This is a genomic window from Microcoleus harperi Pol14_C6 (assembly GCF_036701295.1).
GTDB lineage: Bacteria > Cyanobacteriota > Cyanobacteriia > Cyanobacteriales > Microcoleaceae > Microcoleus.
The window spans coordinates 1-22,698 of the sequence record NZ_JAUBQN010000033.1; the positions used below are offsets into that span (position 1 = coordinate 1).

The following is a 22,698-nucleotide window of genomic DNA, read 5'->3' on the forward strand; positions in this document are numbered from 1 at the left end:
TGCCTGTGACTCGATGTGAAAACCTTAGCTACTAAGCATTTTACCATGCTTAGCACTGATTTTTTGTTTAAGTCTCGGTAGGGAGATGCGAGAGCCTCCACAAACTAACAGTCTAACTTCGTACCAAATGTCACGATCACGATCTTTTGTTCGATCAACTTCCACGCCATAAATATCGCACAGAGAGTATTCCATTACTTTACGTGCCAACAAACCCCGCTGTTTAACAGTCAAGGTGTTTAAAGTTTCATCGAAGCTGTAAGTTTCATTATTTCTCAAGACGATCGCTGCGATTCCTGCGAGCAAAAATATGCCTCCTGTCCATCCCAACCAGCGATCGTCTTGGCTTAAGCGCAGCAAGCGATCTTTGGCATTTGTAACAAAAAAATTGATGTCAGAAGCCACAGCGTCTTGGGTTCCCCAATTAGTGGAGTTAGCAGTGAAAGGAACATTGCCAACTGAAGTCAAAAGTACAACTCTGGTTTTATAGCCGCATCTTTCAACTTTAGCTCCCTGCAAAGAAGCAAGCTCAATTTCTTTGATGTTCGACCCCAGTAAATTCGATCGCACAATCTGGCAATTTCCTTGTTTTGCCTGCAATCGCTGGCAGCTCAGGGTTGCTGCATGATAGTCAAAAGTCAGCGATATCAGTCCAACTGCCATTAATAAACAACTAGGGAGCCAAAAATCAAATATGCTTTGAGTCTGAATTATTAATTCACTTGCTGTTTGCTGGATTATTTTCATTTATCTCACCGTTTTATTCTAAAAATGAGGCTAAGTAGGTAGGCGCTGTAAAACACAATTATGTAAACGATTGTAAAGTATCCAAATGGCCTAAGCGTGGCTAAGTTAGCCCTGTTTACATACTCTTACATAGCTGTGTTTAATCCCGCTTACCTACTTACCTTGTTATTGCGATCGATCGGAGCGAAAGTGTAACCGTATCCGTGAGTAGCTTGAATAAAATTCGGAACAGCCGAATCGACTTTAGCCAGTTTCCTGCGAATCAGACGGATATACACGTCCACCACTTGCTCGTCTCGTGCGTCATTGCATTTCCATCCCCAAACTTTTTCGATTAGCTGTTGGCGGCTCCAGGCTTTACCTGGATAAGTTGCCAAAAAATACAAGAGTTGAAATTCTAAGGCCGTCAGAGCTAAAGTTTTCTCTTTCAATCTCACCTCCCTACTCATTAAATCGAGCCTTAGTTCACCGAAGACAAGATTGCGCCGACTGACGGTTTTCATCTCCCTCAACAAGATTTCTATTTTAAGTGCCAAGTCCTCAAGACTGAACGGTTGCCCGATAAAATCATCAACACCTGCTTTGATGATTTTAATTCGAGCTTCTTCGCCTGTAACGCTGCTGAAAATCACGAGTAAAAAAACATTTTTCCGTTTCTGCATTTCTTCGCCAAGTTTAACGCCGATATTATCGGGCAAATTCCCATCCAAGATTACGAGGACTGGGTTGAATTCCTCAAAGATTTCTAAAGCTGTTTTTCCGTCTGCAGCAGATTGTACTTGATATGTCTCATTCTGATAGCCGTCGATGAAATTACGGACGGGGGCGTCATTCTCTACAACCAAAATTTTGGAAGTTTGATCGGTAGATATCGTCATAATTTTTGGCTCTATTGTTAATGGTTCACACTTTAGAAAATCCAGGGTAAGCTGTCTTTTGATTAGCCACTCGATCTCGTATAGGGCGTGTTTTCTTTCCCCGTAGATGCCCCCTTAGCTTGCCCCTGCTCAACCCATACTCCCTTTAAAAAGGCGAGTATGGGGTGGGACAATAGTGAATTAACTGGTTCGCGCGCTCTATCTAGGAACCAGTCGTAATTATGATGATTGTTCAATTACCAACAACCCTGTCCCTGCGAGCAATCGGAGCGAAAGTATAACCGTATCCCCGAACAGTTTGAATAAAATTCGGAACCGCGGCATCAACTTTAGCCATTTTCCTGCGAATTTGGCCGATATGCACGTCCACCACTCGCTCTTCTGCTCCATAATTGGATTTCCACCCCCAAACTTTTTCGATTAGCTGTTGGCGGCTGCAAGCTTTACCCGAATGAGTTGCTAAAAAACACAAGATTTCAAATTCTAAGGCTGTCAGCGTTAGAAGTTGCTCCTTCAATCTCACCTCCCTACCCACTACATCGATCGCTAATTGACCGAAGACAAGGTTGGCCGGAGTGACGGATCTCGCCCGCCTCAACAAGACTTCTACTCTAACTGCCAATTCTTCAAGACAGAAGGGTTTGCAGATAAAATCATCGGCACCTGCCTTCATGATTTTAATTCGATCTTCTTGGGCGGTGCGGCTGCTGAGAATCGCGACTAAAACATTAGTGCGCTTCTGCATTTCTTGGCAAAGTTTATAGCCAGTAGTATCGGGCAAATTCCAATCCAAAATGACAAGGAGTGGGTTAAATTCTTCAAAAATTTCGAGAGCCGTTTGGCCGTCGGCGGCAAATTGTACTTGATATGTTTGATTCAGAAAGCGGTAGATGAGAGTGCGGATAGCGTCGTCGTCTTCTACAACCAGAATTTTGGCTTTTCGATCGGCAGATATTGTCATAATTTTTGACTTTATTGTTAAGGGTGCAAAGTTTGGAAAGCGAGCAAGTGTATGAAAACAGTCTTTATTGTTTAGTCCGCTAGGAGTGGACTAAAGTTTGTGCAGTAGGGGCAATCCCCCCGCGGTTGCCCCGATTTCAATCGCAAGCGTGACTTTTTTGAAGAAATTAAATCGACACATGACTTATCGCTCCTGGCGCGATCGAGTTTCTGTGGAGCTTTCAGCGAAAAAACTAATTTTTTCGCAGCTTTGGCAATTTTTTACAAAATTTCATCAATTATGTTTCGCCGATCAGTGTGAAAGCCGCCCAATCTCTGGGATTTGGATGCTGCTGCATAGTCTCCAGCATGGCGTTTCGCAGGGCTTGAGCTTTGTTGCCCGTTCGATCGAGGTTTTGATAAAATTTCACCATCAAATCGGCTGTAGGAGCATCCGGCACCGCCCACAAAGACACAATCACACTGGGCGTACCAGCCGAAATTAAAGCGCGAGACAAACCGATAACGCCGTCGCCGGTAATCCGCCCCATACCGGTATTGCACGCGCTCAAAACTACCAAATCCGCGTTGAGGTGCAGGTTCAAAATTTCCTCAGCAGTCAGCAAACCGCTATCGGTGCGATCGGGTGCAAGGGCGATCGCGCTGCCGAGCCCGCGAATGTTATCGAGCAATCCGTGGGTGGCAAAATGGACGATGCGGGCGTTTGGCAACCGCTGAAGTACGGCGGCTTTGGTAGCGGATTTGCCAGTCAGGGCTTGAGTTTGGAACAATTGGGCGATCGCCTTGGCTTCGGTTTCTGAATGCGGCAAAGCAGATAACTGCTGCGGGGGTTTTCCCGCTACAAGAGAAACTTCGGGCATAGTCGGATTTCCTACTATTAGAATGTCCCCAGCCCCATCAGAAATCTCTTGCCGTTTTTGGCGGGTTAATTCCAGAATTTGAATCGAAGGAGCAGTTAGAATAGTATGTTTTTCAATTAAGAACTTCCCCCCAGCATCTGGCAGGGCCGGAAAAGGAACGAAAAATACTTCGCCTTGAGGAATAAAGATAATTCGAGCTTCTGGATCTGTCGGCAACAAATCAGCAATCGGTTCAATTAGCAGTTGATGGAGTTTTTGCAATCGCGGGTGATTGGTGCGACTCGATTGCACTTTTGCTGTTACATCAATTGCAGGTCTGGGAATAGTCAATCCTGCGGGCCAAGAGGATTGCCAGAGCGAGAGAATGCTGTGTGTTTCATCAACAGATATGACTTGCCAAGGTTCCCAATTAGGGGCATCGTCGTGGAGTTTAACTAAATCGCCTGGGCCAATTTTTAGAGTGGGATTGAAGTCGCGATTCCTGATGCCGATCGCCTCGCGAGAGTCGGAAACCAAGTCTTTGAGCGGAGTATGTTGATAGTTGAGGTCAACTTGGCGAAATGCAATTTCGCCCGTCGGCTGAATTACCCAAATAAAAAGTTCTTCTAAAAAAGAAATCGAATATTCGACAAAAGTTGCATTTTGTGCTTGAGCAATTTGTTTGATTTGCTCGATTGTAGGCGGCTTAATATTGGGTACCGCATCTGAATTAGCAGATAACCGACTAGTCAGTAACTCCACAAAAGCCCGCGCCCGTCCACGCTCGGAAATTTCCAGCGCCTGTTCTGTTTTTGACTGGGCGATCAGGGCTTTTTCCAGGTGGCGGTAAGTTGCTGCTTGGGTTTCAAAAATAGATACTTTAAAGTTATCGTTTTTGCCTAATCTTCCTCGAAGCGATTCCCAAATTTGAATCGCATTGCGGAGGACTGTTTCAGCTTCTGTAAACTGTCCAGAGTCAAATAAAGCCAGTCCTAAATTGTTGAGAATTGCCCCCTCTGACGCCCTTTCGCCGATCGAGCGCGCGATTTCTAAACTCTGCTGGCTATATTCGATTGCCCGCTGGCATTGCCCCAAACAGCGGTAAGCATTGCCCAGATTTCGCAAGGAAGTCGCTTGGCCAGAGCGATCGCCGATTTCCTTCTGAATATCTAAAGACTGCTGGTAGTATTCGATCGCCCGCAAGTAATTCCCCAAATTACTGTAAGCATTGCCCAGAGTCACCAAGGAATTCGCTTCCCCATAACGGTTATTGATTTTCTTGTCAAGATTCAGGGATTTCTGAGAGTATTCGATCGCCCGTTGATTTTGCCCTAGGGAAACATATGTACGGCCCAAAGCGTTCAAGGATTCCGCTTCTCTATACCCAGAGTTAAGTTTTAGGACTATATCTAGAGACTGCTGCTGGCATTCGCTCGCCCGCTGGTATTCGCCCAGGGAATGATATGCCCTCCCCAAATCGCGCCAGGAACTAGCTTCTTCATGAGAGTTGCCGGTTTCTCGCTGAATATTTAAGCACTGCTGGTGGCAATCAATTGCTTGCAAGTATTCCCCTAGGACATCGTAAATATTGCCCAAAGCGTGTAAAGAAGTAGCTTCCCCATCGCGGTTCCCAATGTCTCGCTGAATATTTAGGCACTGCTGATGATAATCAATTGCTTGCCAGTGTTCCCCCAGGACATCGTAAATACTGCCTAGACTGTTGAGAGAATTTGCTTCTGCGTAGCGGTTGCCAGTCTCTCTATGAATATTTAGCGCCTGCTGATAGTATGCGATCGCCTGCGAGTATATTTCCCGGAAACTCTTAGCACTGTTCCAGAAGGAATCTTTCTGGCGGCGTACTCTTGCTGCTCTGTTAATAATTTTAACACTACTTTTATCACGAAGAGAAAACTGAATCGATCGGTAAATCAACAGCACATCTGCTGCCGACAGCGCCTGTTTGTAGAGCCGAATATCCCCAATATTGCCCAGAAAAATGTCCCCCAAATCGTCCGAGCGTCTGCCAAGAGTCAGGGGAACACTATTGCGGAGAGACGCCTGTTTGTGTGTTGGGTTGAACCGGAAACCTACTTCCTTGCCATCGACATACCAGCGCCCTCCATCCGCTCGATCGCGATCGACAGTAACTGCAACGTGATGCCATTGATTGTCGCTGATAACAGGCAAATTCGCCATCTTTTTTTGTTCTTCGATGTTGCGGCGATAACTCTCGTCCAAATAACAGCCCATCACTTTGCTGCCATCCGCTATTTGAAGGTTAATTGTGCTTTTATAAATAAAGAAAGACCATCCCCGCAAAGGGCCGGAATTTTCAATCCGCTTATCGATAATCTTGGCAATACCGTCATCTTCCGTGCGAATCCACGCACAAATAGAAAAGTCTTCTTTGCCTACATCCAGCAAAGGAGTGACTGGGAAAGTAACGCAACCTCCAGTCAGCAGGAGGCTTTCCGGCGGCCCGTTTTTTAGTGGCTCAACAGCACGGGAAACGCTGTCAATGAGGCGTGCCGGAGGGAGTTCGGGGCGATCGCTCGCCAAGTGGTCTGCTTCATCAAATGACCAACGGGCGATCGGCTCTGTATTGAAAGTATTGTAGACGCTTAATATCGGGTATTTCATCGCTTAGTTGACTTAATTTGTGTGGAACAGGCATCTTGCCTGTTCCTGATGGGCCGGCAGGATGCCCACCCCACAAAAAAACTTACTCTTTGTGGAACAGGCAAGATGCCTGTTACGGTGGTGAAACTATCCCGTGCAAGCGCACAAACGGATGCTGCAATAAAGCCTCCCAGTCAGCATCCAAAGTCGCCAGAGAAGATATTTTCTCAAATCCAGATAGGTCTGCTAGCGCTTCATACCGCAAGTCATTTTCAGCATAAATTAGCAGCCTCTCTTCTAAAGTAGCTGCCTGTAATTGGCTCAACAGTTTGCCGCGCAGTGCAACTAATTCTGTGAGAGTTTCGTACCACAAACCGTGTTTAGCAAGCAGCAAAACGCGCTGCCTTAGAGATGCTGTTTCTAGCTGAACCAAAATTTCTGGTTTCATTGCCACCCGCTCAACCCACCCCTGGCGGGAGATATTCCCGCAGAAAAAGCACCACTGATACTTCTTGCCAGTTTCCAGAGGAGGTGAATTTTCCCGCAAGGAAAAACTCGCAATTCCCGCTGCTTTTTCTAGCTGAAAAACAGTTCGGAAAACAACCTCTTGCTGTTCGTCCCGCAGCACAAACTCAAAGGGAATGTCATCGGGCAATGAAGCCGGCAAGTACAGCCAAAAAGTCGGATGTGCGATCGCTGTCAACCCTATATTTGTAGCGGGAATCAAAGCTAAAAAGTTGTGAGGATCGCGGCTACCTGCGTCTTTGCGATCGCCCGGTGCTCCGCGCGCGGGCGGATCGTATGCGAGTACCTGTGGCAGCAAATTCGGTTCCCCCGATGATGAATCAGCGAGCACCGCTGCCAATCCAGGTTGAACCATTGTTAAAGCAACAAGCACATTAAGCGTCGCCTGCTGTAGGAGCAGTTTTGTTACATTCATAAAATATCCGCCAACTAGAGGTGTAAAATCTCAGTTCGATCCAACTGCACCCTAAAAATAATCTTGCCAGATTTTTTATGCTAGCGTCTATAGTTTCGCGTAATTTTTTTAGTATATTTGCCCAATAAAATTCCGCGCTCCCTGCTCCAGCAAACTCTACTTTAAAAATGAAACAACTCAACCCAAACCCATAGCATCATTTTCACATACTAATAATTTACCTTTCCCCTGATAATACCAAACATAACCCTCTCCACCCCCTTTGCCAAAATGACCTAATTTTCGATAATCTTCTTCAATCCCCTTGGTAAATCCTTTAACCAAATCGCAATCAGCTATCAAAGTTTCACCTTGTTTGAGTTCGACAACCTTAGCCGGTGAATTTGTAGCTGCTACAACAGTAGCTTTTTGCTCGCGCAAAGCTGTAACAGCAATTCTCCACCTACCGTCATTAGAAGCAGCCACTTGTCGGAATTTCAGTTTTTTAGCACCGATAACTACATTGTCCGAACAAAACTGAAATATACCGTCATCAAACTCCCACTGCTCCGCATCCGAAAGCTCGATCGGCGTATAATGCAGGAAATTCCCTTTTTGTCTCGGTTCGAGCTTCACCGTACCAGTTCCTTGATATACGGGAGCGTTGTAGTCCATTTCCGTTGTTAAAGATACCCACATATCTTTCAAACGATTATCCGTTTTATAAACACCGGAAGTCAATTTCCCCATACACCAATGCAGCGCACCTTTTTGAATTATCACTCCCGAATTGTTCAAGTTAATTTCCGCTTGCTGAACGAGGGGAATATTCTTAGTGGGATGATAAAACTTGTTGGTTTCTGGATTGATATTATTTTGGATGTACCACAAATCCGTCGGTTCCAAAACCTTGATTTCGTATTTCATAATTGCTCTCGCTTATTTACTTGAAATGTGTTAAACATTTGACCCATGATTAGGAGCTTCCGTGCTCCCGGACTTATCCTGTGAAATTTATCTTTTGCAGACATCCTCTGCTACTGTTAAATTATCAAGCTATATTAGCAATAGCAGACACCGCCCCTCCACAATTGTTGAGAAAAATTTATGCCTGCGATCGCACAATCTCCCAATTTACCGATTTTACAAGAAATCAACTCAGGATTACCCAATATTTGTGGCTCCGAAGCAGAAATTAAGGCCGCCGCCAATAGCAACGAACCAATCTTTCTATCTACCACAAATCTGCGCCTGGAAAACATTCAAGCCGGATTCGCCTGCGCCCTCCATATGCACCAACCGACAATTCCGGCAGGTGCAAACGGCGAACTGATCTGCAATCTCCAGCATATGTTTGAACATCCCAACCAAGGAGACAACCACAATGCCGGAGTGTTTGCTTGGTGCTATTCCCGCATGGGAGAATTCATTCCCCAACTGATTGCCGAAGGCTGCAACCCTCGAATTATGCTCGACTATTCGGGTAACTTATTGTGGGGATTGCGCCAAATGGGGCGGGACGATATCTTTGATAATCTCAAGCGGATTACCTGCGAACCTCAATATCAACCTCACGTAGAATGGCTGGGGACAATGTGGAGTCACGCCGTCATTCCCTCAACTCCCATTCCCGACATCAAACTTCAAATTCAAGCATGGCAACATCATTTTGCAGCCATTTTTGGCATAGATGCCCTGAAGCGCGTTAAAGGTTTCTCGCCCCCAGAAATGCACTTTCCCAATCACCCAGATACACTTTACGAATACATAAAAGCTTTGAAAGAATGCGGCTATCGCTGGCTGATGGTGCAAGAACATTCTGTTGAAAATCCAGACGGTTCGGGATTGTCGCAAGACCAAAAATATATTCCCAACCGTTTAGTTGCTCGCAATTCTCGCGGGGAAAAAATCAGCATCACTGCTTTGATTAAAACCCAAGGTTCGGATACGAAATTGGTAGGTCAAATGCAGCCGTATTACGAAGCGAAAGGACGCAATAAACAGCAAATTGGCAGTGTCACAGTTCCTTCTTTAGTTACTCAGATTGCCGACGGCGAAAATGGCGGCGTGATGATGAATGAATTTCCCAGCGCCTTTGTCAAAGCTTGGCACGAAAACCGTGAACAAGGCGGGGGGAAATCCGGCGTTGTTGGTTTAAACGGCACTGAATATTTGGAGATAATTGAAGCGGCGGGGGTGAATCCTGAAGATTATCCTGTTTGTCAGGGAATTAACCAGCACAAAATCTGGCACCTAGTCGATCCAGATAGTGCTACACCCGAAAAAGTGGAAAGTGCGATCGCCCAACTCAAGCAAACAGACCACAATTTTCACATGGATGGTGCTTCTTGGACTAACGATTTGAGTTGGGTGAAAGGTTACGAAAATGTCTTGGAACCGATGAATCTACTCAGTGCAGCATTCCACAAAAAATACGACCCGCTTGTGCAGCAAGATGCCGCCATTACCAAGCAGTTTGAATACCAGCAAGCTTTGCTTTACAATTTGTTGGTGCAAACAAGCTGTTTCCGCTATTGGGGACAGGGAACTTGGACTGATTACGCGCGCGAACTTTACAATCGCGGCGCTGCTTTAATGAAATAGGAGAATTTATTGTAGGGTGCCTCGGAAACAAACTGTTTGAGCCTCCTCAAATATCAGCCCTGATGCACCCTACATCTAAAGAAATTTATTGATAAAGAGAGGAATAAAGTCCTCCCTACAAACACGAACTTACCAATTACTGTCTACATTTCCTGCATCAACCGCAAATAATTTTGCCGCATCTGCGTCATATTTTCCATCATTCTATTAGCCATATCTTTCTCAACATCGCTCATTTGCTGCCAAAATAAAGCCGATCGCCTCGCCATAATTGCCTCTTCCCACAGCATCTCCAAAAGTTGCGCCGCCATTGGGTTTTCAGCATCGATAATCCCACACAATTGCTGGAAAGCCCGGTTGGCTTCGGTGTGACTACCAACATCCTGAGCCAGCGTCAGGCATTTTTTGAGTTGTACGATCGGATTTTCAGAAGAGTAAGCCATAATTTCACTAAGATAAGCGACAAAATTTACACTGATACCTTTGACATTACTAGAGTTGTGACACAGCGGTAGAGTTCCCTACATACCACCGCCAAGGCAAATCAATTCCTTGAGAAATCCCGATCCGCGTAGTTTGCACAAAATTTATTGTACCCTCCTCCACAGCTTGCTGAAAGTTCTCGCTCCGGTGTTCCAACCGCAGCGGTTGGCCTGCACCCAAGGGAAAACCGCTTAAAGTTCGATCGATCTGCAGTACCTTACACAGTTTCCCAGGCCCGGCGGCGAGGCGCGATCGCTTCTTTTCAGGAATTGCAGCGAATTCTTGGGGAACCACATCTACCTGCAACGCTCGAATCAGCACAGCACTAGCAACTCCCTCTACATCCGTCACCACATTAAAACAGTGATACATCCCGTAGATTAAGTAAACGTAACTCATACCCGGAGGCCCGAACATCACCTCATTGCGAGAAGTGCGCTGTCGGTAAGCGTGACAAGCGGGGTCTCCTGGGCCGTAAGCTTCGGTTTCGACAATAATTCCCCGAATCGTCTCGCCGTCAGGAAACTGCCGCACCAGAGTACAGCCCAGCAAATCTGGCGCTACGCTGGTAGATGGCCGCGCCAGCCAAAAAGATTCTACAATCTGAGTATTTGCACTCACTCAACAACAGCAGGTAAATTATGGACGTTAAGTTAGTTTTAGCAGTCTTGACAGCAGTTTTCACGGTTTGCTGTCTGTTCTTCGGCACAAAAAACGGGTTCTACGATACTGACAAGTATCACGGCAACGGTTCTGCTCACTAATTTTAGGCGTGCAGTTAGTTGCTTAAAAAACTGCTGCCTGTTTGTCAGGCGGCGGTTTTCTTTCTATTTAATAGATTTAAACAGTATGTGCTAGTCTTACTAAGGATGAATTGTGCCATTTGGCATTTGAGCTTCTTGCAAGCTAGCATTCGAGAAGTCAGCGCACCCCATGAGATTGAAACGCATTGTCGCTCCTCTATCCGTTGCTTTCATTTTGAAACCAACTACTGAATTTTCTGGGTTATTCTGTTGTGGAACAGCGGTGACATTAAAATCCATATTTGCTTCTTTTTCATTAGCCTCAAGGTTGAAAGTGATGCCGGCACAGCCCAAATCAGCTCCCGTGAGGTTGGCTCTGTTTAAATTGGCATTTTTGAGGTTTGCATTAGCCAATTTTGCTGCTGATAAGTTAGCACCTTCTAGGTTAGCTCCCTGCAAGTTGACTCCTTGCAAGTCTAATCCTTTTAGGTTGGCATTGCTGAAATTACATTCGGGACACTGTTTGGTTTGCAGCAATTCCTTGAGTTGGTTTTGTTGATTTGAAAAAGTTAGATATTTGGTCGCAGTAAATACAACTGCGATGGACAATCCAGCAGTAAATAAATGATTTAATTTCATAAATATCCGAAAAGCTTTGGGGCTTTCTCTGGCTGTTAATAGATTTCTACAATAGTGCGATCTACCTCTCCAGAATTCCCACGAAAAAATTGCAGGCATCTCCGACAAGCAATCGGGCGCAATTAAACACCGCCAGAGTTATAAATCCCGCCTCCTTTCCGTCGCCAGTAATGCTTTGAGCTTCGGACTCGTCCCGTCCCTCTGCTTAACTTTGCTTTGAGCAGTCCACAAACGGAATTTATTGTTACCCGAAGGCCTGCATTGGCATATACCTACGGACTGAAATAAAAGAAACTTTATTTATATCCCTAGAAAGAGGAAATTTTCGAGAGGCTTCAGGATAATGAATCTAGAAACGCAATACTGTAGCTGCGCTGTTAAGTTCTCAGCAACTACTTTTTTTGTCACAATTGCTTTGAGAAATTAATTTACTTACAAAACTGTTGGCAGCAGCTCAGGTTCCTCAACCTCGCCAGAACATACCACCTATAATCCCGACAATTCGGAGCGGCAATGAACACAATCAAATCCGAACCCAAAAGATCGCGCTTCATGGCTCTGCTGCTGACAACGCTGCTGACTTTTCCGTTTATGAGTGCTTGCGGTTCTAGCCAGCAAAGTTCCGCTCCCCCGCCTCCTGTTGATGATACTCGCGCTGGAGGAGTGCAAACTAATCGCGGCTCCACTCCTTCCCCACAAGCGAAAAAAGGACTGAGCAATGCTCAAAAAGTAGGGATTACTTTAGCAGGAGCAGCGGCCCTTTACTACATCTACAATCAGCACAAAAATAAACAAGAAAAGGGACCGCAGGGAAAACATTACCTTTCCAAAAACGGTCGTGTTTACTACCGCGATGCCCAGAATCGCGCTCACTGGGTAACGCCCCCGCCTGGAGGAATTAAAGTTCCGGAGTCCGAGGCAGTGCGTTACCGGGAATTCCAGGGCTACAACAACCAAAATACTGGTCGAGACCTTACTAGCTTGCCGGAAGCTACAGCTCCTGTTCCTGCACAGTAGTGCAACCATTTGAGATGTTAGATTACCGATGGGAGATTTTCAATTAAATCTGGAATTCCCAATCTAAAACAGCAGTTTTTCACCACCTAAAAAAGAGGAACTTTATCATGGTAGACGGATTTTTTCGGAAGTTAAAAGATGCGATCGTCGGGCCAGACAGCGAGCAAGTCGATCCTGACGGCAATTACGAAGATCCCTCAAATTCCGGACAGTATGGCAACGTGCGTCCGGCCAGCGAAGACCCCTACGGCGACCCCGCAGACTACGGAGAGTACGGCAACGTGAGTCCGGCCAGCGAAGACCCCTACGGCGACCCCGCAGACTACGCCGGTACCGACTACGGACAGTTCGGTAACGTGAGTCCGGCCAGCGAAGACCCCTACGGCGACCCCGCAGATTACGTAGCGGATGCTGGAATGTTCGGCGACGTGAGTCCGGCCAGTGAAGACCCCTACGGCGACCCGGCGGATGAGGAAGGGTTTAGTTAAGTCACTTAGCTAGAAAAATTACCTGGTAAGCAACAGCACCCCTGCGGGGGTGTTTTTTTTGGGGGAAATACTATGAGTGATCGAAAGATGAGCGGAAAACGGAACTCTTGAGGGGGCGAATCTGAAACCCTTAACGGACAAGAGAATTGTTAAACGGAGAGGGTGGGATTTGAACCCACGGAACCTTGCGGTTCACCTGATTTCAAGTCAGGCGCATTCGACCACTCTGCCACCTCTCCTGGCGAATTCATTTTATCATACCAGCAATTGTCTCTAACTACAAATAGCTGCAGATTCAGTGTGCCGATAAAGAATTTGTTCTCTTTCTACCGCAAAATCTTCGCCTACCCATACCAGAGACACTTCCGACACTGCTCCATTTTCCAGCAGGACGATCGAGAAATTCCGCAGTTTCGAGCACTCTCTCTCCACAATCCGCGGTACGCTGGCTGCATTCAAATACACCGTACCCTCAGCACTCACCTCCAGCGACTTCCGCAACTCGTGCTTCGTGTGCCGCAGTTTGTGGTGCATATGACCAAAAGTTACCAGAGGTATGTGCTTCCCAGAATTCCGAGTTCGATCGATCGCCTCCGCAAAATCCGGGTCGCCCCAATCCCCTCCCAGTGGCTTCCAATCTCGCCCGCAGGGGTCTTCAGGAGCCTCTCCTAAGCCCGTCGGGCCCGTGTGACCTAAAAAAATCACATTTTCGCAGTCCGCCTCCGCCGCAGCTTCTGCAATGCGTCGCGCTGACTCTTCAAAACTCTCTACCCCAAACCACTCCGAGTAAAAATCCCCGTACTTCCACTCCGAGCCCCCCCAAGTAAACGGGCGGCTTCCCACCACAGTTACGCCCAATTCGGGAAAATCACGCTTAGAGTAACCGACATGAGCTTCTCCCATTAAATCTAACTGCTGTTTTACCCAATTTTCTTGAGTGCGATCGTAAGGGCACTGACTGCGGCCCCACTCCGTCGCCGTGTACCAAGCGTCGTGGTTCCCAAACACCGCTGCTTTCGGAATGTCCAATTGGGCGATCGCCCGCACCACCTCCACCGATTCATTGCCAAAATCCCCCACAAAAAGCACCAAATCAACGCCCAGATGCTTCAGGGCCTCGCCGTCTTCTGGTTCCCAGCGATCGTGAACGTCCCCCACCACCGCAATTTTGATAGATTTAGCTTTATTCATGTGATTTGTCATGTGCGATCGATCCCTAGCCCCTTCTTACTCAGCATAAGAAACAGCGGCCAATTTTTGCACTCTCCCGCAGCATATTTTGGATTTTAGATTTTAGATTTTAGATTGGCTCCACTGAACAGCCAGCACTTTTTGGTGAATTCAACTATAATTCAAATACACTTTAGCTGTCTTCGCCACCTTCGCCGGAATATTCTAACTGTGTTTACCACCGCACCTGCTCCGAACTTTACTCAAACCCGACTGCCCGACGACTTGTTTGCAGCCATTAACGCCCTCAAACAAGAGTTGAACGCCGTCATACTCGCCCACTATTACCAAGACTCCGACATTCAAGACATCGCAGACTTCATTGGCGACTCCCTAGAACTTGCCCGCAAAGCCGCCAACACCAGCGCCGATGTCATAGTTTTTGCCGGAGTTCATTTCATGGCTGAAACCGCAAAAATTCTCAATCCCGACAAATTAGTATTGTTGCCAGACTTAAATGCTGGGTGTTCCCTCGCCGACAGTTGCCCTCCCGAAGCCTTTGCAGCTTTCAAAGCCGCTCGACCAGGACATTTGGTAATTTCCTACATTAATTGTACCGCCGCAATTAAGGCAATGAGCGATATAATTTGCACCAGTTCTAACGCGGTTAAAATTGTCAACCAAATTCCCGAAAATCAGCCGATAATTTTTGGGCCAGATCGCAATCTCGGCCGGTACGTCATGGAACAAACCGGAAGAAACATGGAGATCTGGCAAGGAGCTTGCATCGTCCACGAAAACTTCTCAGAAAAAAAGATAGTTCAACTCAAAATCGAAAATCCCGAAGCCGAAATAATTGCCCACCCAGAATGCGAACCTCCCGTGCTGCGCCACGCGAATTACATCGGCTCCACCACCGCTTTGCTCAAATATTCTAAAGCTAGTTCCAGCCAAGCTTTTATTGTCGCGACTGAACCGGGAATCATTCACCAAATGGAAAAGCAAGCTCCGCACAAACGATTCATTCCCGCTCCTTCAACCAATAATAACTGCGCTTGCAACGAATGCCCGCACATGAGATTAAATACGTTGGAAAAATTGTATCTATCCCTAAAAAATCAAACCCCTGAAATTACCATGCCCCAAGATATTCAACTAGCAGCCTTACAGCCGATCCTACGAATGCTAGAAATGAGCTAACCGCTGGCTATTTTTAAGTAAATTTATTGTGTGGTGGGTGGGGCGCGGCGATTAAATTAAATCATTGCCTGACCCACCAACATCGATCGGCAATTGGTGAATCAGTTGTCAGCTCTTTCTCTTCTCTTCCTCTGCGCCTCTGCGGTTCCTTCCTTTAAAACTCCTGAACGATAAATCATGTCCGAAAAACTGATTGTTTTCACTCGCTATCCCGAACCGGGAACAACCAAAACTCGACTAATTCCGGTGCTGGGAAAAGCAGGTGCTGCCAACCTTCACCGCTTGATGGCTCAACGGACGATCGCCTGCGCTCTCTCTCTCCAACAAGCCCGCCGATTATCCGTAGAAATTCACCGAGCCGGCGGCAGCCAACAACTGATGCAAGAGTGGTTGGGAAATGATATTATTTGTCAAAATCAAAGAGACGGTGATTTGGGCGCAAGAATGACAGCAGCCTTTCAAAAGTCTTTTAATTCAGGGGTTGAGAAAACTGCAATTATCGGCACTGATTGTCCTGGTTTGAAAGCTGAAATCATGGCACAAGCTTTTGAGGAATTGAGCCATCACGATTTAGTTTTGGGCCCAGCAAAAGACGGAGGTTACTATCTGATCGGGCTGCGGCGATCGATACCGGAATTGTTCGGTGGCATTCAGTGGGGAAGCAGTGAAGTATTGGCTTGTACGCGGGCGATCGCCCAAAAGCTCGACCTCAATATTGCTTATCTTCCCACTCTTGCAGATATCGATAGACCCGAAGATCTCCTCGGTTTAGATATTAATATATTGAAATAACTAAACTCTGTTTAAGGAAGCTACATTATTAGAAAGTGTCATATATAATAATTTTAGAAAAATACTTAATTTAGGAACCAAAAAGTCATAATATAGTAATTGTATTTGTCTAACCAAATGCTGAATTTCAGTAACAGTTATATAGTGCTTGGGACAAGAGTCCCAGGCGCGATAAAACACCAAAAATTAGCAAATAAACTAGCAACTAATAGCTCAGATTTGTAGGAAACCCGCCCTGTCTGATGAAAGCCAAATGTAGGGGCGATATCGGCGTAAAAAATGAGCAACTAACAGATAAGCTTTTTACAAAACTCGCCCTCCCACCTTAAGGCCCAATGTAGGGGCTATCCCGGCGTAAAAAATAGGCTCTCATAACAGATAAACTTTTTACAAAACCCACCCTCTCTCACGGGGTGCTTAATTCTGTATGTCGCTAGAAAATCCCTATCTCAAAATTTCCATTATCATTCCAGTCTTAAACGAAGCACCTACAATTGCCTCAGTCATCTCCAGCGCCCTTCAGGCCAAAAATGTCGAAATAATTGTCGCCGACGGCTGCAGTAGTGACGGTACAGCCGATATAGCAAAATCTTTGGGCGTCCGAGTTATCTCCACCGCCCCAGGCCGCGCCACCCAAATGAATGCAGGTGCTGCTGCTGCTACAGGAGACATATTGCTGTTTCTCCACGGAGACACTCTTTTACCTCGCGGGTACGACGATAGCGCGCGTCGGGTACTAGCTAACCCGTCTGCTGTAGCGGGGGCCTTTGAACTCAAGATTGACGCCCGCAGGCTCACCTTCCGGCTGGTAGAAAGAGGGGTAAAGTGCCGATCGAACTTTCTGCAAATGCCCTACGGCGATCAAGCTATTTTCCTCAACGCAGTTACCTTTGACAAAATCGGCGGTTTTCCCGACTTGCCCGTCATGGAAGACTTTGAATTCGTGCGACGGTTGAAAAAACAAGGCCGCATTGAAATAGTACCCCAGCCAGTGCTGACATCCCCCCGTCGCTGGCAGCAGCTTGGGGTCATCAAAACCACCGCCATTAATCAAATAGTAATCATCGCTTATTTCCTGGGAGTGTCGCCCGATCGACTCGCTTTCTGGTATAAGAGGCAAAAGAAAAATTCTTCCAAAAACTAAAGAATAGTGAACTTTTCTAAAGCTTGCTGCCAATTATGCAAATAGGAAACACCTCCCTGCGTAAAATATGACTTGAACGCCTCAACTTTATTAAACTGCGAGGACAAACAGAATATGGCCGATCCCAGAGATGCAGAGCTTATTAAACCCTTTAACGGCGACCCCTTCACGGGTCATCTAGCCACCCCCATCAGTGCTTCTGACTTCACAAAAGCATTTATTGGGAACTTGCCCGCCTACCGCAAAGGACTTTCGCCTCTAGTTCGAGGTCTAGAAATCGGTTTGGCACACGGTTATTTCCTCGTCGGCCCCGAAATCGTCTTCGGGCCCCTGCGGGATTATCCAGAAGCAGCTAATCTGGGCGGACTAATTACAGCCCTCGTCTTAGTTCTGCTCGGTACACTAGGTATGTCCGCCTACGGTTTAGTCTCTTTCAAACAAGACAACACCAGCTACCCTAGCGCTAATCCGATGACTCCCGATTCCCTCAGAAATGCTGAAGGGTGGAGCCAGTTAACCGCTGGTTTCTTCATTGGCGGGATGAGCGGCGTCTTTGCTGCTTACTTCTTACTGGAAAACTTTAACGGCGTTGATGCCATTTTCCGGGGTTTAGTCAACAATTAGGCTTCACTCCCCAATATCCCTGTTGGAACACACTAACTTTAGTTTGGAGAATTTGATATGACAGGTTCCTACGCTGCTTCTTTCTTGCCGTGGATTTTGATTCCGGTTATTACATGGTTAATGCCGGTTGTGGTAATGGGTTTGTTGTTTATCTACATTGAAAGCGACGCCTGAGCCTTACCTCTAAAGTAAGACCTAAGTTGGAAAGCCGAAGTAAGACGATTGATGAACAATTGCTCTGAAATTTCTAGCTAAACCTAGGGAAAATCAGCAAAAATTGTTTTGAGATTTCTGGCTATCAGAAAACTTAGTTTCTTTACCCCCATCCCCAGAATTTATCTGTGGAGCAATCTTTCAGTTTTCTTCCTTCAAAAATCGTAATTGCAAAAAAATCCTCTGCCTGCAGGTAGAGGATTTTTTTGCAAAGAAGACAAATAATCCGCTCAGACCACACAAATTGCCAAATTCTGAGCCACAATTGTTATGGAAACCTACTAATGAGGAGACAGCGATGCAATTTTCCCCCGCACGCCGCATCTTAGCTCCATTCCTGATCTCGGTACTGCTGTTAGTGACCGCCTGCGGTCAAACCCAAGCCCCCTCCCGCTGGGACAAAGCTCAGCAGGAAAGCACCCAAAAACCTGGTAAAGCACAGCAGACAACTGCTGATAAATCAAGTGCTAGTAATCAAAACCTGCCCAAAAAGGCAGTTGCAGGCGGTAAGTTAAATAAATACTTCCCGTCTTCGGGCGGTGGATTCGATCGCGTTTTTGCTCAAGAAAAATCCGGTTTTGCTGAAGCGAAGCTGAACAAAGACGGAAAAAATGTCGCGGTTCTCTCGATTAACGACATTGCAGGCAACCCCAGCGCAGGTGCAAAATTCCAGCAAAGTACCAAGCAAATCAGCGGCTATCCCGCTGTTAATCAGGGTGCTAATATCACTGCTGTTTTAGTGGCAAATCGCTATCAGGTGAAAGTTCAATCCCGCAATCCCTCTTTTACCGCTAGCGATCGCGAAGCTTGGCTGTCAAAATTTAACCTCGGCGGTCTCGCCCGTCTCAAGTAGCAACGTCTTTTGTCACACTCCGCGCCCGACTCCAGTCTGGCGCTATTAGAACTAAGTCTACCAGAATGAGACTGTGAAGTTCTTGGCATCTGCCAAAAGTAATACCTTTGATTTTCGTTCCAGCAAAAGGAGTTTTTTGTGAGCAAAACAGTCTTTGAATTAGTCGATACACTGCCTCAAGACAACATGACTGTCAAAGCCCTGCGAGCGCTTGACTTTGTGGTTCCCGGTGAGTGGAACAATTTAGTTGGCTTTGAAAATACCATTCGCACCGTTACTGGCGAAACAGACGAAGAACTAATTCAGCAAATTGGCGAGCGCGCCATCTACCTCTTCAACGATAAGTCTCAGGGCTATCAACGCGCTCTCTGGCTTTACCAAACTATTGACAGTACCGACAAGGCTTTGGGCAGTGCGGCCCTCGCTAATAAAGTTGCGGAAAATGTCTCGTTTTTGTCGTTCCTCGGCAATATCACTCCCAAGGCAGAAAAAGCTCAAACGATCGATCTGTCTTTGAAATTAGTCACAGAGTTGCTAGCTTTTTGCCAAATTAACGGCCTTCCCGGCGACAGCATTGGCGATTTTGCTGCTTCCTTGGGCGACTACGGCGGCGAATCCCTGATGCGGATGGCTGCTTTGGTGTGTTTTGACGGTTTGATTCCCCTGGGCCCGGACTTTATCATGGCAACTCAGTCTTGGATTGAAAAGCTCTCCCCGAACGATTTGCAAGATAATCAGGCCTTTAAGTCGATCGGTGGCATGATTCCTGGAGGTTCTCCCGCAGGCCAACTCGGCTTTATTGGCGAAAGCTTTAATTCGGTTTCCGGCTGGATGAGCTCTTTTGTGAGCGATCGAGGTTTGACTCCTCAAAATGTACTCGGTCACTTGCAGAGTTTTGTGGAAATTTCTGCTGACAAGGTGGACTACGTGGGCGCATTCCTCGATATGACTACCAACTACTACGAACACACCGGTGTTCAAACTCTTGCCCGCCGTTTGATTGAACGAGCTGTCGCTGAGATTTAGAATAACCAAAGGAGTTGTGATGTTTGCCGGCGATCTCCCTCTGAGAGTGTTTTGAGTTCAAATTTTTTGGAACGAGCAATTCTCTCTCGCTTGGTTTTCGATAAACAGTGGGGGCGATCGCAAAAGTCGATCGCCCCCACCTGCACTCACAATTCCTTTTACCGATCACTTTTAAAAGGAAGCGTTAATGCCAGAAGAACCGCAAAACCCTACCGCTGGAGAATCGGAAACTCCCAGTGCTTCGATCGAGAACGCCCCGAGTTCCGACGAACCCGATACAACCGACTTGCCCAGCACTGACAAGCCTCAGCCGGCTGCTAAAAAGCCCAAAGAACCGAAAAATCCTACCGCTGGCGAATCCGAAACTCCCAGTGCTGCGATCGAGAACGCCCCGAGTTCCGACGAACCCGATACAACCGACTTGCCCAGCACTGACAAGCCTCAGACGGCTGCTAAAAAGCCCGCAGCCAAGGCCGAAGGCGACAAGCCCCCAGCTAAAGCTAAAAAGGAAAAAGCACCGGCTGTTGAAGACAAGCCCTTTGCGGAATTTATTCAACAAGATTATTTGCCCGCTTTGCAAACTGCTTTAACTAAGCAGGGCGTTAAGGATTTAGAGGTGAGTTTGACCAAGCAAAAACTCCCCGTTGCCGGCATGAGTTCAGCCGGCGATTGCTGGCAGGTAATTGGTAAATTTCAAGAAGGTCAGCGCCAATTTAACCTTTATTTTCCTCAAGAAAATATTCAAAGTCAAAGGGCGTTTTCCTGCGCTGAAAATAATACCAAAACTAGCACTTTAGAGCCTTTTTTGATAGATGAGCGCAAGGTAACACTAGACCTCATGGTGTTTGGCGTCGTCCAGCGACTTAACGCTCAAAAATGGCTAAATCTTAATTAGTTATTAGTCAATAGTTATTAGTCATTAGTGGCTGGTATTTAGGGAGTTACTAATGAGTGTGAGGGCGGGTTAATTGGGATATGAACTTTATCGCTCGCCCAATCTCTAATTAGGCCCCGACTGACTCAATAGTTATTAGTCATAGCTAATGACTATTAACTATTGACTAATAACTAATGACTGCTGACTAATGACAGATTTTCTTCGGATTTGGTCAAAAAATTGCGAGCTTGCATAATCCCGTAAAGGTTAACATCTGTTTCTAACAAACAAGCATGACCGCTGTTAGCCAGCAGCACCATTTCAGCATTGGGAATTACCTTGACTAAAAGCTTCGCTTCTACTAGGGAAGGCAGCAGCCGATCGGCACCGCTAGCAATTACTAGGGTCGGCTGTTTGATGCCGCGCAACTGATTTTCGTCAACATTAAACGATCGCACTAACGCCAATCTCCACACAGACGTGTTTTGCGGTACCGCTTGCATCGCTTCTAGCAAAGCGCGCCGATCGTCGCGCCCAATCTTTCCTAATGATGCTAATATCGGCAATAAACCGATTACCGACAGCGGATAAAGGTTGGCAGGCAGCCACTGAGTCAGGTAGGAACCCCACTGCACCCAAGGCTGCTGTCGAAACGAAGAAGCTGGATTGACTAAAATTAATCGATCGCACAATTGAGGAGCTTCTAAAACAGTTTTCATTGCTAAACACCCCCCAAATGACTCGCCACACAGATAAACCGGCCGCTTTGGCTTTCCGGCTTGCTTTTCTGCTTCAATTAAGGCAATTGTTTCGCTAACCAGTACCTCCCAACTAGCCATGTCGTCAGCCGGTACAGTTAAGCAGCGAATGTCGAAATCATTGGCTAATTTAGAAATTTGTGGCCGCAGCAGCAAGCCGCTGCCATCCATACCGGGCAGAAATACAAATAAAGGGCGATCGGGTTTCGGCGGTTTGGGGGTTAGAAAACGAACCTTGTTGTTAGCATTTGCCATGATTCAAATCAATCGATTTTAGATTTTAGATTTTAGATTTTAGATTGGAAATCTGACACCAGCCCACAGTCAACAATAAACAGCCAACAGCCAACAAACTTACAAACAACCTCGTTGGAGTAATTCTGCAATTTCTCCATGACAGTGGTCTGTGAGTTCAGCCACAACTGCTTTGGCTTTTTTGCCTTGATATTGCTGCTGTTTCTCTACAGTAATCCAGTAAGGCTGGCCGATTAAAACATTAACTCGCTGATAAATTATCACAGGATGCCACCCAGATCGATCGAACAGCGGTTCCGAAGGATCAAACAAACTCAACAACTTCAGCGGTACACCCGATCGTACCGAGTGTTCCTCAAAGGAACTAATCGCCACCGGCAAAACCGCCAAATCCCGCACCGGCGCCCGCAAAGCCAAATGAGCAAATCCCCGCTGAAACTTCCCCACAGTATTGGGCCCAGTAAGCTTCACCATCGGTTCTGCACCCTCTGGAAACACCCCCACCATCTCCCCGCCTTGCAGCAGCGCTGTCGCTTGAGAGAAAAAATGCTGCTGTCGGTGCTCAGGTGCTTCCAAGGGGAAAGCGCCGAAAGTCGTAACCACTTCCCTCATCACCGGAACTTGACCCATGTAATGATGACACGCAAAGCGGATCGATCGACCCAAAGCCGCCGTCAGCAGCACAGGATCTAAGAAACTGCGGTGATTGCTCACCACCAGCACCGGGCTCTCTTGGGGAATCCGGTCTTCGCGGTACATAAACATCTGCGTTCCCAAACCAGCCAGGAAACAGCGCGAAATCAGCAATTTGCTCTCTGAAGACATGGGCGAAAAGACAGGTGCGACGCTA

At 46.7% G+C, this 22,698-nt stretch carries 24 protein-coding genes and 1 tRNA gene; 12 read left to right on the plus strand and 13 right to left on the minus strand.

The genetic code is table 11. The features are described 5' to 3' along the window. Nucleotides 1-24 precede the first annotated feature (24 nt). The 6 genes from QUA27_RS20150 to QUA27_RS20175 all read right to left on the minus strand — a co-directional run bounded on the left by QUA27_RS20150 (nucleotide 25) and on the right by QUA27_RS20175 (nucleotide 7,889). Nucleotides 25-747, minus strand: a complete 723-nt coding sequence (locus QUA27_RS20150; protein WP_333069994.1) for a hypothetical protein — start codon at nucleotides 745-747, stop codon at nucleotides 25-27. A gap of 149 nt (nucleotides 748-896) precedes the next feature. After that, entirely contained in the window at nucleotides 897-1,625 is a 729-nt protein-coding gene (locus QUA27_RS20155; RefSeq protein ID WP_333069995.1) for a response regulator transcription factor, read from the minus strand. A 232-nt stretch (nucleotides 1,626-1,857) separates the two neighbouring features. Continuing rightward, the gene (locus tag QUA27_RS20160; RefSeq protein WP_333069996.1) at nucleotides 1,858-2,586 is read right to left on the minus strand and encodes a response regulator transcription factor; all 729 of its coding nucleotides are present in this window, start codon (nucleotides 2,584-2,586) and stop codon (nucleotides 1,858-1,860) included. A gap of 277 nt (nucleotides 2,587-2,863) precedes the next feature. After that, nucleotides 2,864-6,064: a CHAT domain-containing protein gene (locus QUA27_RS20165; RefSeq protein WP_333069998.1), complete on the minus strand. Its 3,201-nt coding sequence runs from the start codon at nucleotides 6,062-6,064 to the stop codon at nucleotides 2,864-2,866. Nucleotides 6,065-6,176: 112 nt separating this feature from the next. Beyond that, nucleotides 6,177-6,983, minus strand: a complete 807-nt coding sequence (locus QUA27_RS20170) for a DUF928 domain-containing protein (protein WP_333069999.1) — start codon at nucleotides 6,981-6,983, stop codon at nucleotides 6,177-6,179. Between the two features lie 177 nt (nucleotides 6,984-7,160). Further along, complete coding sequence (locus QUA27_RS20175) at nucleotides 7,161-7,889, minus strand: AIM24 family protein (RefSeq protein WP_333070000.1); 729 nt, start codon at nucleotides 7,887-7,889, stop codon at nucleotides 7,161-7,163. A 180-nt stretch (nucleotides 7,890-8,069) separates the two neighbouring features. On the opposite strand from QUA27_RS20175, the gene QUA27_RS20180 reads away from it, so the two are divergent. Next, nucleotides 8,070-9,566 (plus strand): polysaccharide deacetylase family protein, encoded by a 1,497-nt coding sequence (locus tag QUA27_RS20180; protein WP_333070001.1) that lies wholly within the window; start codon nucleotides 8,070-8,072, stop codon nucleotides 9,564-9,566. 143 nt (nucleotides 9,567-9,709) lie between these two features. Here QUA27_RS20180 and QUA27_RS20185 read toward each other — a convergent pair whose 3' ends face one another. Further along, nucleotides 9,710-10,009 (minus strand): hypothetical protein, encoded by a 300-nt coding sequence (locus QUA27_RS20185; RefSeq protein ID WP_333050161.1) that lies wholly within the window; start codon nucleotides 10,007-10,009, stop codon nucleotides 9,710-9,712. Between the two features lie 49 nt (nucleotides 10,010-10,058). Further along, a complete protein-coding gene (locus tag QUA27_RS20190; protein WP_333070002.1) occupies nucleotides 10,059-10,670 on the minus strand; it encodes a DNA-3-methyladenine glycosylase in 612 nt (203 codons plus the stop codon). 20 nt (nucleotides 10,671-10,690) lie between these two features. On the opposite strand from QUA27_RS20190, the gene QUA27_RS20195 reads away from it, so the two are divergent. Beyond that, entirely contained in the window at nucleotides 10,691-10,813 is a 123-nt protein-coding gene (locus QUA27_RS20195; RefSeq protein ID WP_006633228.1) for a DUF8629 family protein, read from the plus strand. Between the two features lie 99 nt (nucleotides 10,814-10,912). On the opposite strand, the gene QUA27_RS20200 is transcribed toward QUA27_RS20195, so the two are convergent. After that, a complete protein-coding gene (locus tag QUA27_RS20200; protein WP_333070003.1) occupies nucleotides 10,913-11,431 on the minus strand; it encodes a pentapeptide repeat-containing protein in 519 nt (172 codons plus the stop codon). Nucleotides 11,432-11,944: 513 nt separating this feature from the next. On the opposite strand from QUA27_RS20200, the gene QUA27_RS20205 reads away from it, so the two are divergent. Further along, nucleotides 11,945-12,448, plus strand: coding sequence for a hypothetical protein (locus tag QUA27_RS20205; RefSeq protein WP_333070005.1), 504 nt, complete (start codon nucleotides 11,945-11,947; stop codon nucleotides 12,446-12,448). Nucleotides 12,449-12,555: 107 nt separating this feature from the next. Then, a complete protein-coding gene (locus tag QUA27_RS20210; RefSeq protein WP_333070006.1) occupies nucleotides 12,556-12,936 on the plus strand; it encodes a translation initiation factor in 381 nt (126 codons plus the stop codon). A 154-nt stretch (nucleotides 12,937-13,090) separates the two neighbouring features. Here the strand turns inward: QUA27_RS20210 and QUA27_RS20215 are convergent. Both QUA27_RS20215 and QUA27_RS20220 read right to left on the minus strand, forming a co-directional pair. Continuing rightward, nucleotides 13,091-13,175 (minus strand) — tRNA-Ser (locus QUA27_RS20215). Between the two features lie 34 nt (nucleotides 13,176-13,209). After that, a complete protein-coding gene (locus tag QUA27_RS20220) occupies nucleotides 13,210-14,127 on the minus strand; it encodes a TIGR04168 family protein (protein ID WP_333070007.1) in 918 nt (305 codons plus the stop codon). A 210-nt stretch (nucleotides 14,128-14,337) separates the two neighbouring features. Between QUA27_RS20220 and nadA the strand changes: the two genes are divergently transcribed. The 8 genes from nadA (at nucleotide 14,338) to QUA27_RS20260 (ending at nucleotide 20,853) form a co-directional block, all read left to right on the plus strand. After that, nucleotides 14,338-15,306, plus strand: a complete 969-nt coding sequence (nadA, locus tag QUA27_RS20225; protein ID WP_333070008.1) for a quinolinate synthase NadA — start codon at nucleotides 14,338-14,340, stop codon at nucleotides 15,304-15,306. Between the two features lie 177 nt (nucleotides 15,307-15,483). After that, entirely contained in the window at nucleotides 15,484-16,098 is a 615-nt protein-coding gene (locus QUA27_RS20230; RefSeq protein WP_333070010.1) for a TIGR04282 family arsenosugar biosynthesis glycosyltransferase, read from the plus strand. Between the two features lie 427 nt (nucleotides 16,099-16,525). Beyond that, a complete protein-coding gene (locus tag QUA27_RS20235; protein ID WP_333070011.1) occupies nucleotides 16,526-17,242 on the plus strand; it encodes a TIGR04283 family arsenosugar biosynthesis glycosyltransferase in 717 nt (238 codons plus the stop codon). Between the two features lie 114 nt (nucleotides 17,243-17,356). After that, entirely contained in the window at nucleotides 17,357-17,866 is a 510-nt protein-coding gene (locus tag QUA27_RS20240; protein ID WP_172191067.1) for a photosystem I reaction center protein subunit XI, read from the plus strand. Between the two features lie 57 nt (nucleotides 17,867-17,923). Next, complete coding sequence (locus QUA27_RS20245; protein WP_015174678.1) at nucleotides 17,924-18,040, plus strand: photosystem I reaction center subunit VIII; 117 nt, start codon at nucleotides 17,924-17,926, stop codon at nucleotides 18,038-18,040. A gap of 337 nt (nucleotides 18,041-18,377) precedes the next feature. Continuing rightward, a complete protein-coding gene (locus QUA27_RS20250; RefSeq protein WP_333070012.1) occupies nucleotides 18,378-18,932 on the plus strand; it encodes a hypothetical protein in 555 nt (184 codons plus the stop codon). Nucleotides 18,933-19,070: 138 nt separating this feature from the next. After that, nucleotides 19,071-19,958 carry a hypothetical protein gene (locus tag QUA27_RS20255; RefSeq protein ID WP_333070014.1) on the plus strand — a complete coding sequence of 296 codons (888 nt, stop codon included), beginning with the start codon at nucleotides 19,071-19,073 and terminating at the stop codon, nucleotides 19,956-19,958. A 187-nt stretch (nucleotides 19,959-20,145) separates the two neighbouring features. Next, entirely contained in the window at nucleotides 20,146-20,853 is a 708-nt protein-coding gene (locus QUA27_RS20260; RefSeq protein WP_333070015.1) for a DUF2996 domain-containing protein, read from the plus strand. A 173-nt stretch (nucleotides 20,854-21,026) separates the two neighbouring features. Here QUA27_RS20260 and QUA27_RS20265 read toward each other — a convergent pair whose 3' ends face one another. Together QUA27_RS20265 and QUA27_RS20270 are read right to left on the minus strand one after the other, a co-directional pair. Continuing rightward, nucleotides 21,027-21,848 (minus strand): alpha/beta fold hydrolase, encoded by an 822-nt coding sequence (locus QUA27_RS20265; RefSeq protein ID WP_333070016.1) that lies wholly within the window; start codon nucleotides 21,846-21,848, stop codon nucleotides 21,027-21,029. Between the two features lie 99 nt (nucleotides 21,849-21,947). Then, entirely contained in the window at nucleotides 21,948-22,673 is a 726-nt protein-coding gene (locus tag QUA27_RS20270; protein ID WP_333070017.1) for a lysophospholipid acyltransferase family protein, read from the minus strand. Between the last annotated feature and the right edge of the window lie 25 nt (nucleotides 22,674-22,698).